The following is a 16,046-nucleotide window of genomic DNA, read 5'->3' as shown; positions in this document are numbered from 1 at the left end:
AATAATTACAATCAAACCAATTTATAGCGGTGTCTAAAATAACAAAGCAAAACGATAGGATAAAAGTTCAAATTAGAATTTGTACATTTGAGCTTAATGATTATGTTCATTGGTCTGACAACATTCGAATACACGGGATACTTGGCTATTTAACGCCTGTATAATTCAAGCTTCAGACCTTATATTTATTGTCTAGTTTAGTGTTGTCATTCCATAATAAAGCTTTGAATTTGCAGGTTCAATCATGGTGGGAAAAGCGCAATATCATACAAGAAAAGCTTTGTCATAGTTCATATCAGCTTAACACCTTTCTTTTGGCTATAAGTTGGGATGGTCCACTGAATCGTAGAACTCAATATATGTTATAATTATACAATTGAACTACTCCCACCTACGCTATCGCTTAGAGGGGGAGATTCTTGGCTGAAATCTCTATTAGATGGAGAATTCACCGAGCTAGCCCCGTAGTCCCTACGGTTTGAAGCCTTAATGCTTCTTGGAGAATATTGATGCTTGCGTTGAGATCTCGGTCATGTTCTGTAAGACAGTTTGGACACGTCCATGTGCGGATGGCGAGATTCTTCACGTCTTTATGTTGATAGCCGCAATGTGAACAAAGCTGGCTGGAGGCAAATGTTTTACCTACTCGAATCACCTGTTTGCCGTGCCATTGTGCTTTGTACTCGAGCATATGCGCGAATTCTGACCAGCTCACCTCACTAATGGCTTTGGCAAGTTGGGGATTTTTTTGCATCTTACTGACACACAAATCTTCAATTCCAATGATGTCGTGGTTTTTGACAATTTCAGTGGATATTTTGTGTAAGTAATCATGCCGTGCATTGCGGATTTTCTCATGAATTTTTGCTACTTTTATGCGCTGTTTTTGATAGTTTTTCGCTTCATCTAATGGACAGTTTCGTTTGATGGCCCCCTCTTTTTTACAGGCTAAAATACGTTGTTCTTCTGCTAATCTTGTCTCTAGCTTACGGAAAAACTGTGGGTTGGCGTAGGTTGTACCATCAGATAATTTCGCGAATTCTTTGAGACCAACATCAATGCCTACATTTTTCATTGTTTTTGGGTAGGCTTGGATGTCCGTTTCAGCTAAAACTGCGATGAAATACTTACCTGTGGGGCTTCTTCTAATGGTTACGCTCATGATTTTTCCTGTAATTTCTTTGGATTTTGCGAATTTCACATGACCTAGTTTCGGGAGTTGGATGCGGTTTTTGACTATTTTGATATTATCATTCGTCATTTTTGTCGTATAGCTTTGTGTGGGGTTTTTCTTTGATTTAAAACGCGGTGCTTCGTTTTGTTGTTTGAAAAAACGGTCATAGCTATCCGCTAAATGTCGTACCGTTGTTTGAAGGGCGATGCTATCTACTTCTTTTAGCCAGCTTGTTTTTTCTTGTTTTTTTAATGTTGGCAGCATCGCGGAGCATTTTCCATACGACAAGCCTTTACCTGTTTCCTTGTATGTGGCTTGCCACTCAGCGAGACAATGGTTGAAAATATAGCGACAACAGCCAATTGTTTTATTGATCAATGTCGTCTGTTCCTTTGTTGGATAGAGACGGAATTTATACGCTTTATACGTCAACAATCGGTTCACCTCCATTTCTTACATTCTATCAAACAGAATGTACGTTCGCAAGTGTAAGAAAAAACTTTAGGCTACCGCCTACTGACATTCATCTCCCACTTACTTATTGGGCTATGCCCTACACATTCCTTGAAGTGGAAGTCTTCTGTCAGATAATGATAAAAACGGAAGGAGTGCGTCAATATGCAAACCGTGATTCCTGCATTTCGGATTACTGACTATTCAAGAAGTAAGGTATTTTACATAGAAGGATTGGGTTTTCAAATCGACTGGGAGCATCGGTTTGAACCTCATTTCCCTGTTTTTGTTCAGATTTCCAAAGATGATATGACAATTTACTTAACTGAACATACCGAAGACTGTCAAATCGGCGGATTAATTCACTTTTTTGTTCCTAATGTTGAAAACTGGTATAACGAATTAAAGGGTAACAAAGATATCAATATTATGGAGCCTCCTAACGAAAGTCTTGAAGGGCTTCGCATGATGACACTCGTAGATCCTGATGGAAATCAATTACGTATATGTACGCATTTATAAACAATTCAGTTGAACTAACAGAGCTTCTAACAAAAGTTAGTTTTCAAAAATCGGGTGAAAAGTTTATTTATATAGCCTTTTCACCCTACACTATATTTCCTCGAAAATAACCTCTTCTCCCCACTTACTCAACAAATCACTCACAGTATGACACCTGTCACAAAGTACTTTTGACGGGTGTGAATGGGATTCGTGTCTGCTTCTCTGTATCATTTTAGTTATAAGAAAATAGGAAAAGAGTGATACGGATGATGAACAGTACACAAAGATTGCCTTTAGTTGATATTTTACGTGGATTTGCAGTATTAGGGACACTCGGCACAAACATTTGGATTTTTGCTTATTTTGGGGACTTATCTTATATTACGGCCAGTGCTTATACGGGTTGGTGGGCATTGAATGATTTTATTCGCATGCTTGTGCTATTTTTCGTCAATGGCAAGCTGCTTGGCCTATTAACGATTATGTTTGGTGTTGGTTTAGAGCTAAAATATCAACAAACGATGCGCAAAGGAAATGCTTGGCCGGGCGTATACATTTGGACTGTTTTATTTTTATTTGTAGAGGGCTTGATCCATTTCACACTTGTAATGGAATATGATATTTTGATGAGTTACGCGGTGACCGCAATGATTGTTGCCTTTATTATAAAGACTGGGGATAAGGCTATTAACCGTACTTTATATTTGGTTGGCGGATTTCATGCACTCATTATATTACTTGTTTTAATAACTGCCTTATCAGGTGCTAATATGACCTTACCAAGTAGCGATGCGATTGTAAGTATTTATCAAAATGGTACTTGGTTTGAACAAATTGATAATCGGTTAACGAATTTTTGGTTTTTTAGAACAGAAGCCATCTTTATTATTCCAATGAATATCTTCTTATTTTTACTAGGCGTCAAGTTCATGCGTAACGGCGTATTTTCTCAAGATGAAAATGGGCGTCAGGCGCGTACAAGGTTACTTACTATTGGACTGTATGTTGGTGTCCCCTTAAATCTCCTTATCTTTATTCCTGGAGGCGCTTTTGATTTACCTGTCCGCTATTTATTTGCACCGATAATGGCACTTGGTTATATTGGAATTATTGGTAAAATGGTAGAATATACAAAGGGATATTGGCTGTGGAAAAGGTTAGGGCAAGTTGGCAAAATGTCTTTAAGTATTTACGTGCTTCAAAATATAATGGCATCATTTATTTTTTATGGGTGGGGCTTAGGATTAGGTGGAAAGCTCAATAGCATTGAAATTATTACTATTTGGGTGACCCTTTCTATTCTCCAACTTTTCATTGCACAGTATTGGATTAACTATTTTCATGTTGGGCCTATGGAATGGATACGAAAACATGCCGTGCAAGGCCATTTCAAATAAATAATAAAAGGTTGGTGTAACGTATAAAAATTTATCCAAAAGATCAAGCAATACAATACTTAATAATTGACGTCGTATCGATTGTTTTTCTAATCTCGATTGTATTAAGTTCGGACTCGGATTTATCGTTACCCGCCAAATTTATAATCCTTAGTTTATTATTAGTGGCGTTTTATTTTGCATTATGGTATCGAGATTGGCGTCTTCATTTGGCAACATTAGCTGGCCTCTTCCTTATTGCAGTGATTGCCGTGTACGAAGGTTCTGTCATGTTGACTTTTGGATTTATGTTCGCCGATTTGATTGGAAGAGCACGCGTCAAATGGCATATTGCGTCGGCTATGGTTGCAATTGCGCTCATGTTTATCATTGTTTTATGGATTGAGAGTGGCGAGCTTTTTAAAATAGAAGAACCAATGATTATTCCGATTATGATGCTTCAATTAGCATTCCCGTTACTCATTTACTTTGTAGAAAAAACGAAAAACTTAAAAGTCGAGTTAGCAACGGTGAATACACAGCTCGTACAACAGGAGGAAAGGCAGCGTATTGCAAGGGACCTCCATGATACGATTGGTCATACTTTAACGATGATTAAAATAAAAACCGAGTTGACAACTAAATTGATGGACAGAGATTCAAATAGAGCGAAAGATGAATTAAACGATATATTATCCACGACACGCACAGCACTAAAACAAGTAAGAGAAATCGTGTCCGATATGAATTTTATCTCGTTAGAAAGTGAGCTTCTACATTGTAAAAACGCATTACACACAGCCCATATTTCTTTCAAGTTGAATCATCAATGTTCCAATATCCTCCTAGCAAGTGTAGAAGAAACAATGCTTGCCTTATGTGTGAGAGAAGCTACAACGAATCTAATCAAACATAGTCAGGCTAAAAATTGTCGTGTTGAAATTGATTGTGTTGACCACATCTATTGTTTAAAAATAGTTGATGATGGTGTAGGTCTCGAAAATCAAAGTTTGGGCAATGGAATTTCTTCTATGAAGGAACGAATGAATGCCCTACAAGGAACAGCATCCATTAATAATGCACCTACTCGTGGAACTTTAGTTACGTTTAAATTTCCTATTCAACATTCTAAACAGAAGGAGCCGATTTTATGATACGTGTCATATTAGCTGAGGATCAACAAATGTTACGTGGTGCCTTATCGTCATTACTATCGTTTGAACCCGATATTCGAGTGATTGCAGAAGTTTCAGATGGTCAGAAAGCTTGGGATGTTATTCAAAATGATGTACCCGATATTTGCATATTAGATATTGAGATGCCCTTCCTTACCGGACTTGAAATTGCAGAAAAAATTAAACATGCTCATTTACCGTGTAAAGTCATGATTGTGACTACTTTTGCCCGCCCTGGCTATTTACAAAAGGCGATGGATTGTGATGTCCATGGGTACTTGTTAAAAGATGAACCGATTGATTATTTGATAGAAGCGATTCGAAAAATAAACAATGGAGAAAAGGTAGTTAGTAGAGATTTGGCTGCCACATTATTTAAGAAAGAACTTAACCCTCTCAATGAGCGTGAAATTGCTGTACTTCAACTCGTCAAAGAAGGATGTACAACAAATGAAATCAGCAAAAAATTATTTTTAACAAAAGGTACGATTCGAAACTATTTATCAACATCTATTCAAAAACTTCATGTAGAATCTAGGCAACAAGCTGTTAATAGTGCCAGTGACAAAGGCTGGATATAATTGAATTAAAAAAGTCTTCATAGATGCAATTGCACATCCTATGAAGACTTCCCTATTTCTACAGTTTAAACTGCTGTATTTGACTATTTAAATCTTCAGCTGCTATCGCTAATTGCTCCGAACTAGCAGCGATTTCTTCCATTGTACCGACTGTTTCCTGAATTGTTGCGGACGTTTGTTCGACACCCGCTGCGGATTCCTCCGTGATTGCTGCAATTTCGTCAATAGAATGATTAATATGCTCCGTTGTCGTGGCAATGCTTTGTAAATTTTCCGTGATGCCTTGAATATTCGTTGACATATGAGTCACAGCTGTCGCGATATTTTCAAATGTTTCACCTGTATTTGTAATTTGCGCTGTTCCTTTTTTGACTTCATCATAACCTGTTTGCAATGATGTTGTGACGTTCATTGTTTCGCTTTGAATGCGTGTCACAATCGATGAAATATCTGTAACAGAAATGGAAACTTGCTCAGCCAGCTTGCGTACTTCATCTGCAACAACCGCAAAGCCTTTTCCTTGTTCACCCGCTCTTGCTGCTTCAATCGCTGCATTTAATGCGAGTAAGTTCGTTTGGTTGGCAATGCCGTCAATTACAACGACTAGTTTTGAAATTTCCTGCGATTGACTATTTAATCCTTCAACCTTGACCACAGCTTCTTGTACAATTCGGTCAATTGTAACCATTTGCTGCGTGGATGCATTCATCATTTTTTGACCTGTTTCCGTTAATTGTAAAACTTCCTCTGAATGATGCGCCATTGTCGTGCCTTCATCCGTTGCTTGTTGTACATTTCCTTTGAAGCTTTCCATCATTCGTGCTAAATCACCGGCTCTACTTGCATGCGATTCAGTACCATCTGCTAAGTCTGTCATCGTCATCGCGATTTGTTCCGAACCAACCTTCACGCCAAGAGCCGATTGTGCGAGCTCCTCACTACTTGACGCAACGTTACCAGAAACTTCATGAATCGAGCTCAAAACGTTATGTAACATGCTATTTACAGTATTCGTTGAGTGTGTAAGCAATCCAATTTCATCTTGTGTTTTTTGTTCTAATGGCGGCTGTCTTAGATCCCCTTGTGCGATGCCTTTAAGTTTTTGTATAGAAGCTTTAATCGGATCCGCAATGATACGAGCCATCGTAAAAGCAGTAATAATTACAAGTAGTATTACAACCATACTCGCAACTAAGCTTATTATCATTGTTCGTTTCGATTTTGCAATCATTTCATTACCTAGTTGATTCATAGACTCTTCTCGTGCTAGTGTAATTCCCCCGTATCCCTCCATTACTTCTTCTACCAAAATATCTGATGCATTCATATTTTGAATAGCAAGTTCTTGATTCCCCTTGTCATATTCAGCAAATACTTTCGTCTGCACAATCCTTTGCCATTCTTTCGCTTTTTCAACAAGTTCCGATAAATTTTCATCTGTCCCTAGTTCAAGTAAGACAGCACTGTTTACTTCTGCAATATCCATGTTTTGTTGATATGTATCTTTATGTATTCCATCCCCTGTTAATATATACCTTTTTTCAGCCAATGCTGCACTTTTGACCGAAGATACCAACTCTTCACTCGTTGTTAGCAATTGTAATTCCTTTTGTACAATATTTTCACCGGTAGTAATAATACGCTCATTTGCAAAATAATTATATACACTAAAACAAGCGAAATAAAAAGCTACAACAAAGAAACTAGATAATACTCTTTTCCGAATGGATGTTACTTTCGCATTTTTTACCATAATTTTGTAGTCCCCTCTCTTTTTGTACTTATATTAATCATAAGGTAAAATATGATTCATTTTATCACTTTTGAATATTGCGATAAATGAAGATAAAGACCTTCATAGTTGCAAATGCATAAACCTATGAAGACCTTTCCATTTTTACAACTTAAATTGTTGAATTTGGAAATTTAAATCTTCAGCTACCGTAGCCAATTGTTCCGAGTTCGTAGCGATTTCTTCCATTGTTCCTACTGTCTCTTCAATCGTTGCTGTCGTTTGTTCGACACCAGCTGCAGATTCCTCTGTAATCGCTGCTATTTCGTCTATCGAACGATTAATTTGATCTGTTGTTGTAGCAATACCTAGTAAATTTTCCGTGATGCCTTGAATATTCATCGACATGCGCGAGACAGCCGTTGCGATATTATCAAACGTTTCACTCGTATCCGTGATTTGTGCTGTTCCCTTTTTCACTTCGTCATAACCGGTTTGCAATGAGGTAGTGACATTCGTAGTTTCGCCTTGAATACGAGTTACGATTGATGAAATATCCGTGACAGAAAGTGAAACTTGCTCGGCCAATTTACGTACTTCATTCGCTACAACTGCGAAACCTTTTCCATGTTCGCCCGCTCGTGCCGCTTCAATTGCTGCATTTAATGCGAGTAAATTTGTTTGGTTGGCAATGCCATCAATTACGACGATTAGTTTTGAAATTTCCTGCGACTGACTATTTAATCCTTCAACTTTCGACACGGCTTCTTGTACAATTTGATCAATTGTAATCATTTGCTGCGTGGATGCATCCATTAACCCTTGACCCGTTTCTGTTAATTGTAAAACTTCTTGGGAATGCGTCGCCATTGTCGTACCTTCATCTGATGCTTGCTGAACATTCATTTTAAAGTTTTCCATAGTTTCAGCTAAACTTTCATCTGACCCTAACTCAGTTAAGAAGGCACTATTCTCCTCTGCAATTTCAATATAACGGTTAAACTCCTCTTTATAAGCCTTATTTCCCGTTAAAATATAACTTTTGACAGCAATGTTCGAATGCTAATCGACGATGTTAATTGTTCACTTGCCGTTAGCATTTGTAATTCATTTTGTACGATATTTTCCGCGGAAGATATGACGCGCTCATTTGCAAAATAATTATATATACTAAAACCAACAAAATAAAAGGTTAAAAGTATAAATGCAGTAAATAGCCTTGCGCGAATTGATTTGAATTGAAGATTTTGAACATCATTATGTATTCCTCTCTTTTTCCATATACCTATTACATTATATTTACCAGTTTCAAATATAGCATAGTCCTTCAATACTGCCCATTGCTAAATTGCATATTGATTGTGTAAATGTTATTAGGACCTGACAATCATACCATGACTTTTCTAGCTACAATGAGGATATTTTCTACTATTCAGCAAATTAGTATCTTTATTCAGTGTATTTATCGGATGCATAAAGCTATGTTATATAAATATAGTAAATCATTTATCTTTCTTGTTGAAATAAATAATTAGGATTACAATTGAATCTCCCTACAAAGCAGAAAAAAGTCTTCATAGTGTGCAAATGCACATATCTATAAAGACTTTCTAATTTCTACAGCTTAAATTGCTGTACTTGGGTATTTAAATTTTCCGCTACTGTCGCTAATTGCTCTGTGCTGTTTGCGATTTCTTCCATTGTTCCTGCTGTTTCTTCAATCGTTGCGGTCGTTTGTTCAATACCGGCCGCAGATTCCTGCGTGATTGCTGCAATTTCATCAATTGAACGATTAATTTGATCCGTTGTCGTAGCAATACCTTGGAGATTTTCCGTAATGCCTTGAATATTCGTTGACATATGCGTTACGGCCGTTGCGATATTGTCAAAAGTTTCGCCTGTATTTGTAATTTGTGCTGTGCCTTTTTTGACTTCATCATAGCCTATTTGCAGTGATGTTGTGACATTTGTTGTTTCGCTTTGAATTCGTGTCACAATTGAAGAAATATCCGTGACAGAAAGGGAAACTTGTTCAGCTAGCTTGCGTACTTCATCTGCCACTACCGCAAAGCCTTTCCCTTGTTCACCAGCTCTTGCCGCTTCAATTGCTGCATTTAATGCGAGTAAATTTGTTTGGTTGGCAACGCCATCAATGACATCAACTAATTTTGAAATTTCTTGCGATTGATTATTCAATCCCTCTATCTTGACTACAGCTTCTTGTACAATTCGGTCAATTGTAAACATTTGCTGCGTGGATGCATTCATCAATCCTTGACCTGTTTCCGTTAATTGTAGAACTTCCTCTGAATGATGCGCCATTGTCGTACCTTCATCCGTAGCTTGCTGAACATTCAATTTAAAGTTTTCCATCATATGTGCTAAATCCCCAGCGCTACTTGCTTGTGATTCAGAACCTTCTGCTAGGTCCGTCATCGTCATTGCAATTTGTTCAGCGCCGTCTTTCACCCCAATAGCCGACTGTGCGAGCTCCTCACTACTTGCCGCAACATTTTCAGAAACTTCATGAATCGAGCTTAGCACACCATGTAACTTTGTATTCATCGTATTTGCCGAGTGTACAAGTACCCCAATTTCATCTCTCGTTTTTTGTACTAGTGGAGGTTGGCTCATATCTCCATCCGCCATCGCTGTAATTTTTTGTACGACTTCTTTAATTGGATTGGTAATGATACGTGCTGTAATAAAGGCGACAGCAATTGCAATGATTGTAATTAGCATACCAATAATTGCCCCTAAGTACATTGTCACTTTCGATTGTGCAATCATTTCATTGCCAAGTTCGTTAATCGCCTCTTCACGGGCTAATGCAATTTCCTCGTAGCCTTTCATTACTTCCCCTGCCAAAACATCCGTCGATCTCATATATTGAATGGCAAGCTCTTTATTCCCTTTATCATATTCATCAAATACTTTTGTCTGTATCTCTTCTCGCCATTTTCTAGCCATTTCAACAAGTCTTGCTAAGTTTTCATCTGTCCCTGATTCACTCAAAATAGCACTGTTTACTTCCGCAATTTCAATATATTGTTGAAACGATTCTTTAAAGGCCACATTCCCTGTTAAAACATAGCTTTTCGCAGCAGATGTTCGAATACTAATTGAAGACGCTAATTTCTCACTTGCTGTTAATAGTTGTAATTCCTTTTCTACAATATTTTCTGCCGCAGTTATAATGCGCTGATTTGAAAAATAACTATAAGTACTAAAACCGAAGATAAAAATGACAATTATAAAAAAGGCACTTAATATCTTAGCTCTTATTGTTTTAAAACTGAATATTTTATCCATAAATATGTACCCCTTTTCTTATCCACACACCCATATGATTTAAAAGTATTTTATACAAATATAGCATATCCCTCCATGCGTTGTCATCGCTCTAATTGCATATTTCTGGCATAAAGACTCACATTAAAGGAGATATTCCCTATACCCCCTTATACCTACAACCAAGTAAATATTCCTTTTATTAAACATCTTTAGAGTATTTAGACTTATCCATCAAATGCAGAGTAATAAGTTTTCTTATAAATGGCGTTCTGTTTATTACAATCTTCCTCAAAAAAACTCCATCCGTCACCTGCAAATAATGAGGTTTAGATGGAGGGGGTACTAACTATACATATATGAATGAAGTTAAATTGCAACTGCTTTTTTAGCTTCCATAATAGTTGGTTGCGATTAAAATAGCTGATTCATGTTCAGCAGGTAAATCTTCTTCATGGAAAATCGCTTCTACTGGACAAACTAACTCGCAAGCGCCGCAGTCAATGCATAAGCTTGGATTGATTACATATTGTGTGTCCGTTAAATCGATGCAATCTACTGGGCAAACATCTAAACAGATTGCTGCCTTTTCATCTTTACATAAATTAGTAATTACATAAGCCATTATACACCCTCCGTAATCGTTAGTTGTTGTTTTAACTCTTCAGGGGAATGTTCCCAATATGCTTCGTTAAAATCGGATAAAAACTGGTAAAGTAGTTTTTTCGAATTTGAGTCGATATGATCTAAAATAAACTTCCTTTTAAGCGCCTTATCCAAATAATTCACTTGTTCTGGCAAGGATTTATAGCCGAGTTTAATACGACGTTCTTCTTTTGATACACGCACCTCACTTGCCGTACAACCCGCATAATAAGGACCATTTTGACCGATTTGAGTAGCTACCCAAACGATCCAATAGCGATAATAATCATCACTTGCATGAGCTAAATCAGGGGCAAAACGAACTTTCTTTTCGATTTTACTTCGCCCATGTAAAGCTTCTACATCGATATATACATGCTCATTTTCACAATCAATAATTACCGGTGTTACATTATTTAAATCAATAGAACCTACCCCGTAACCGCCATCTCCATCGGTAGAATCGTTGCTTATAATCGTAAAATGCATTTTTTCACTCATCTGAAATTACCTCCATATCGATTGGGATTCCGCTTTTTTAGATAGCTCGTCATCATTATTGATTGATTTTATTGCTATATAGGTTGAACAAAAGAATCTATCCTTATCATGTAAGTGTTCTCATAAAACTTCTAATAAAGTATTAGCTAGTTTAGGCTGTCTAAGCACATGAGTCGCACAGGTTTGTTGCACAAATCTGTACGACTCATCTTTGTGCTTTGTGAAAGGCCAGCCTCCATTTAAAAGTTGGCAATCTGAAACTTACTGCACATGGTGCGTCGCTGCCGTGGGAGGCGACGTTTGCTTAATTAGATTTTCATTCTAATTGGATGATTGTTTCATAAATGCAACTTATATATGTAGAGTTTTCCCCTGTGCCTTTTAACTAAAGTATCTAATTTTTAATATACAATGGATTTTTACTTCCATCCATCATACGTAGGTCTGAATTGGTAGCAATATGGTGAAATCGCTATGATAAGATTTCTTCCTTCAAAATTTCCTTACCCAAACCCCCTTTTCTACTAATTTTTAAAAATTTTTTTCGCACGTTATGATAGGTTTTAATAAATAGAACGAATAGAACAGTGAACGGGTATTTCGCGAAATAACGTTTAGAACTAAATACGAGGTGTGCTATGGACAAAAAAATAATTCGAGCAATTCAGCAGCAGCGAGAAAACGGCGTGACGATGCTACTCGAACAATATGGTGGATTGCTCAGGTCGATTGTTTGTAAATATATTGCAGGCAGGTCACAAGAAATTGAGGAGTGTATGGCAGATATCGTGGTATCGATTTGGTATCACATTGATGATTATGACGACACCAAAAATACATTTAAAAACTGGATTGCGGTCATTGCGAAATTTAAAGCAATTGATGCACTTCGAAAATTGCAGCGTCAGCATTCCACAGTTGAATTACCAGAACAACTTGCAGAAGAAGCGACGCATACACTCGACTGGGAAGCCCTACTCAATCAGCTCCCATTGCAAGAGCAACATATTTTCAAACAATACTATTTTGAAGGTGCTAAAACAAAAACAATCGCCGCACAATATGAGGCAAAAGAGTCTTGGGTGCATAATAAATTATCTCGCAGTCGGAAAAAAATACGCACACTATTTTTAAAGGATGAGGTGTAAATATGAGCATTTATAAAGATTTTAATGAGATTGAAATGGATTTAACGGAATGCAAAGATATACCGTTAACAAAAAACGAGGTTCAAAAAATTCGAAATCGTGCCTTAAAGCAACTGCCAAAAAAGCGTCGGAACATCGGACGTTCAGTAGCTGCGGTAGCGATTTTAGCGATTGGCTTAATTACGTTTAATCACCAATCTATTGCCAATATGCCATTGATTGCCGGGCTTTTAGAAAGTTGGAATCACCCGAATGAAGTGGACTGGGAACCGTATAAAAATCCAATTGGGCAAACAATGACCACCGAATTTGGGGATTTAACATTGAATGAAATTATTGTTGATTATGATAAAGTTTTAATTAGCTCTACACTAGAACTTGCGAAGGGCTCTACTTTTTCATACCGTCATCAATTATCGCCAACGATTAAAATTAACGGTCAAACGGTTGAGGTAAGAGGAGGTAACGCACAGTCCATTAAACAAAATAATGGTATGTATCTCATATACAACGAAGTAAGGCTTGCTAGTCCAGTTGAGGGTGATATTATGGCAATCCAGCTTTCTTACGACCGAATGTTTACACCAAGTGGAGAGCACCCTCTTGGTAAACTTGTTTCTGAACCTTGGAATTTTGAGGTGACTGCCTCTCAATTAGCCGTTCAGCAACAAACCATTATAAAAGAACTCGGGCAACATGTGGCGTTTCCAAACGGGCAAAGTATTGTGATTGATCGCATCGTAACAACACCGATTTCTACTACTGTTTATTTTAGTAGTTCTACGCCAGATGAGTTTGTAAATATTGCACTTGTAAATGAAGATGGTACCGTTTTCACTTTGCAATCAGGACAAATGGATGATAACGGAAAAGGTATAATAAATTTCTCTGGCACATCCTTCGTCGATCAGTCTGTTTATATTCAGTTGTATGATTATGATCAGCCTATTAGCGAACGTATTTTTATAACGGATATGCAGCAATAATGTAAAAAGACCTGTATTCAGTATAAAAACTGAATACAGGCCTTTCCATTTATAGAGTGAGCATTTATTTTAAATACGTTACCTCTGGCAATTGATTGTAAAAAGCATAATGACCACGTCCGTTGTTCTTTATATAATAGAGCGCTTCATCGGCTTGTTTGAGCACATCGTTTAATTGAGCCGGCTCCTTCACAATCGTCACACCGACGCTAAAACCTAGAGCCAACAGTTGTTCATCCGCCTCTACTGTTAAAGCACTTAAGCCACTATGAATGGCCTGCGCAAAGCGTTCGAGCAATTTCTGATCGCTATTCGTACAAATAAGTAAAAATTCATCGCCACCATAACGTGCAACGAGCGCTTGTTGTTGAAGGGCAAATGTTTTCAAGCCTGATCCAACCGTAGCCAAAGCCTCATCCCCAACTAAATGACCGTGTTGATCGTTAATTTGCTTGAAAAAATCTAAATCAATCATAGCAAGCAATGCATAGGTTGAGCCGTCAAGCTGCGATAAAAGCTTTTGCGCCTCGGCATCGAAATAAGCTCGATTATAAACATCCGTCAGTACATCTGTGGACGCTTTCTTTAAAAATTGAGTTTGCTGAATTTTCGTCTCCACTTCAAGTGCATACTCAGTTTCTCGCTCATCCAATAAATCATTTAACACTTTCACTTGGATTTTCAGCATTTCCACTAAATCTGGATGAGCAATGTTTTCCATGCATTCACACATATACTGGTAAGCAATGGCCTTTAAGGACGTATCTTTAAATTCATCTGTATACGCCGCCAGTTTTTGAAACTCCTCGATTGCCTTATCGTCCTGACCTTGTTGCATTAATAAAAAACCATAATTTTGGATAATTACCCCTTTTTGACGCCCGCTTAATAAATCTATTTTATTGTATACAAATGCATTGACGCTCTTTGCAATATCATAGCGCTTTAACATCGTATTCAAATAGATTAAATCAATAACGGTACTATAAATAAGTGACTCTTTTTGCGGCTCCTGCTCTGCCACAAGCTGCGCATAAAAAAATGCCAGCTCCAAATAATCACAAGCGCGTTCATATTCACCGATATTCATTAAATACGTGGCTGTCGTTCCGTAAACACGACGCTTTAAATTAGGATCTGCTGTTTGAGCGCCGTATGCTAACGCTTTTTTTACATGACGTTCGACGATGCCATCCACTGCTGATGAGCCATTCGCCCATAAATTCGCGGCGCATAAATGAAACCATATCGCCCCTTCCACCGTTTCATATTGCTCGATAAACGTATGAAACTCTGTTAACGTATCATGCCCACGCGCGGGAAGGTCTATGAACATATAACTATTTATTTTCAAATCAAATAATTTTGCAACTGCAAATCGCTCATTTTCTAATATTCCAAGTTCGATTGCGCCTTCCATATGCTCTAATACATCCGCAAACCGAGCTTCATCAAAGGCTTGCTCTATAGTATTAAATGCTTGATTAAAATCCTGCATTGTCATTACATCACCTGCTTATATCATTGTCTATCATCGATTCTTTATCATTTTTGAAATCTCAGATAATTATAGCATTTTTATCTTTCTCCGACAGAAGACTCCACCTGATTCGTGTTACGGATAAAGCCCAACGATTCAGGTGGAGATGAATGTCGGGTGGCGTTAGCCGAAACATTTGTTCTGTGTTAAAATAATCCTATACGTTGTTCCTTGATAACTGGATAGAGGGGGTTGTGACAAGAAAAGCTTTGTCACCTAAAATATCCAAGCATCAGTGCAAAACACGTAAAACCGTTGCTTAGGCACGGTCTAGTGGGTGCGTCAACCATCCTTGTGTACTCGACTTGTCGGGGCTTGTACAGCTCTTCTTAGGGTGGTGCAAGTGGTACATTAAGTGCCGACCAAAAACAGTGATTTGACAATCGTCACTCGTCTCTCAGACGGAAAGACCTGAACTGGCGTTTTCAAGCCCCTACTGAATTGCTTTACCTCAGTGGGGGTTCGTTGACATGTACAATATGGTTGTTTACCTAGAATTCTCAAATTACCAATTAGAAATACAAAGTTCCTCAATTATAATCCACTCCCCTAACTTACGCTAATTTTTGAGGTTATCCATTTGCCTGTTAATTTTTCTGCTATTTTATCCAGATCCTAATGGCGAATTTCAATCTCTCAATAGCTCGTTTTTAAAAAGCTTGTAATGGACTTTCATCATCGAGTCGTTATGTATGCTAGGCATACGCAAAAAAGCCCAGAAATAATTTCTGGGCTCGATGACACCTAGTACTTCTAGCTGACTAAAACTGTCGGGCTTTCGCTTCGCTTCTCAAAATACGGTTATGCAGAGTAATCTCTGTTTCACCATTTACTTGAGATTTTGCATGCTTAATCCTCGTCCAGTTACGGTGGATTTTTCGAGATTTTGGGTCTAACTCATTAGGCCTACTCATGTCGCATCCTCCTCATCAAATTAGAT

Annotated in this window: 14 protein-coding genes; 6 read left to right on the top strand and 8 right to left on the bottom strand. The window is 37.7% G+C overall.

Going from position 1 to position 16,046, the window contains the following annotated elements:
* Nucleotides 1–448 precede the first annotated feature (448 nt).
* Nucleotides 449–1,624: an IS200/IS605 family element RNA-guided endonuclease TnpB gene (gene tnpB / locus MHI10_RS08175; RefSeq protein ID WP_340784560.1), complete on the bottom strand. Its 1,176-nt coding sequence runs from the start codon at nt 1,622–1,624 to the stop codon at nt 449–451.
* Between the two features lie 168 nt (nt 1,625–1,792).
* Here tnpB and MHI10_RS08170 point away from each other — a divergent pair, with 168 nt between their 5' ends.
* From MHI10_RS08170 to MHI10_RS08155, 4 genes are all read left to right on the top strand, one after another.
* On the top strand, nt 1,793–2,149 hold the full coding sequence (locus tag MHI10_RS08170; RefSeq protein ID WP_340784559.1) for a glyoxalase superfamily protein: 357 nt from the start codon (nt 1,793–1,795) through the stop codon (nt 2,147–2,149).
* Nucleotides 2,150–2,400: 251 nt separating this feature from the next.
* Nucleotides 2,401–3,528 (top strand): DUF418 domain-containing protein, encoded by a 1,128-nt coding sequence (locus MHI10_RS08165; protein ID WP_340789178.1) that lies wholly within the window; start codon nt 2,401–2,403, stop codon nt 3,526–3,528.
* Between the two features lie 209 nt (nt 3,529–3,737).
* Nucleotides 3,738–4,661: a sensor histidine kinase gene (locus MHI10_RS08160; protein ID WP_340784557.1), complete on the top strand. Its 924-nt coding sequence runs from the start codon at nt 3,738–3,740 to the stop codon at nt 4,659–4,661.
* The gene (locus MHI10_RS08155) at nt 4,658–5,263 is read left to right on the top strand and encodes a response regulator transcription factor (protein WP_340784556.1); all 606 of its coding nucleotides are present in this window, start codon (nt 4,658–4,660) and stop codon (nt 5,261–5,263) included. The genes MHI10_RS08160 and MHI10_RS08155 overlap by 4 nt, the downstream gene beginning before the upstream one ends.
* A 58-nt stretch (nt 5,264–5,321) precedes the next feature.
* On the opposite strand, the gene MHI10_RS08150 is transcribed toward MHI10_RS08155, so the two are convergent.
* The 5 genes from MHI10_RS08150 to MHI10_RS08130 form a co-directional block, all read right to left on the bottom strand.
* Nucleotides 5,322–7,016, bottom strand: a complete 1,695-nt coding sequence (locus MHI10_RS08150; protein ID WP_340784554.1) for a methyl-accepting chemotaxis protein — start codon at nt 7,014–7,016, stop codon at nt 5,322–5,324.
* 144 nt (nt 7,017–7,160) lie between these two features.
* Nucleotides 7,161–7,901, bottom strand: coding sequence for a methyl-accepting chemotaxis protein (locus MHI10_RS08145; protein WP_340784553.1), 741 nt, complete (start codon nt 7,899–7,901; stop codon nt 7,161–7,163).
* Nucleotides 7,902–8,612: 711 nt separating this feature from the next.
* On the bottom strand, nt 8,613–10,307 hold the full coding sequence (locus MHI10_RS08140) for a methyl-accepting chemotaxis protein (protein ID WP_340784550.1): 1,695 nt from the start codon (nt 10,305–10,307) through the stop codon (nt 8,613–8,615).
* Between the two features lie 367 nt (nt 10,308–10,674).
* A complete protein-coding gene (locus MHI10_RS08135; RefSeq protein WP_340784548.1) occupies nt 10,675–10,911 on the bottom strand; it encodes an indolepyruvate ferredoxin oxidoreductase subunit alpha in 237 nt (78 codons plus the stop codon).
* Nucleotides 10,911–11,432, bottom strand: coding sequence for a YwhD family protein (locus MHI10_RS08130; protein ID WP_340784545.1), 522 nt, complete (start codon nt 11,430–11,432; stop codon nt 10,911–10,913). Before MHI10_RS08130 ends, MHI10_RS08135 begins: the two co-directional genes overlap by 1 nt.
* A 638-nt stretch (nt 11,433–12,070) precedes the next feature.
* On the opposite strand from MHI10_RS08130, the gene MHI10_RS08125 reads away from it, so the two are divergent.
* Nucleotides 12,071–12,580, top strand: coding sequence for a sigma-70 family RNA polymerase sigma factor (locus MHI10_RS08125; RefSeq protein WP_340784542.1), 510 nt, complete (start codon nt 12,071–12,073; stop codon nt 12,578–12,580).
* Between the two features lie 2 nt (nt 12,581–12,582).
* Nucleotides 12,583–13,566 carry a DUF4179 domain-containing protein gene (locus MHI10_RS08120; protein ID WP_340784540.1) on the top strand — a complete coding sequence of 328 codons (984 nt, stop codon included), beginning with the start codon at nt 12,583–12,585 and terminating at the stop codon, nt 13,564–13,566.
* A gap of 64 nt (nt 13,567–13,630) precedes the next feature.
* Here the strand turns inward: MHI10_RS08120 and MHI10_RS08115 are convergent, their stop codons facing one another.
* Nucleotides 13,631–15,070, bottom strand: a complete 1,440-nt coding sequence (locus MHI10_RS08115; RefSeq protein ID WP_340784539.1) for a GGDEF domain-containing protein — start codon at nt 15,068–15,070, stop codon at nt 13,631–13,633.
* A gap of 797 nt (nt 15,071–15,867) precedes the next feature.
* Entirely contained in the window at nt 15,868–16,020 is a 153-nt protein-coding gene (locus MHI10_RS08110) for a YpzG family protein (RefSeq protein WP_340784538.1), read from the bottom strand.
* Nucleotides 16,021–16,046 lie beyond the last annotated feature (26 nt).

Origin of the sequence: Solibacillus sp. FSL K6-1523 (genome assembly GCF_038005225.1) — a bacterium.
Classification (GTDB): Bacteria; Bacillota; Bacilli; order Bacillales_A; family Planococcaceae; genus Solibacillus.
The sequence above is the reverse complement of the archived record's forward strand: the minus strand, read 5'-3'. Positions and strand labels throughout refer to the sequence as shown.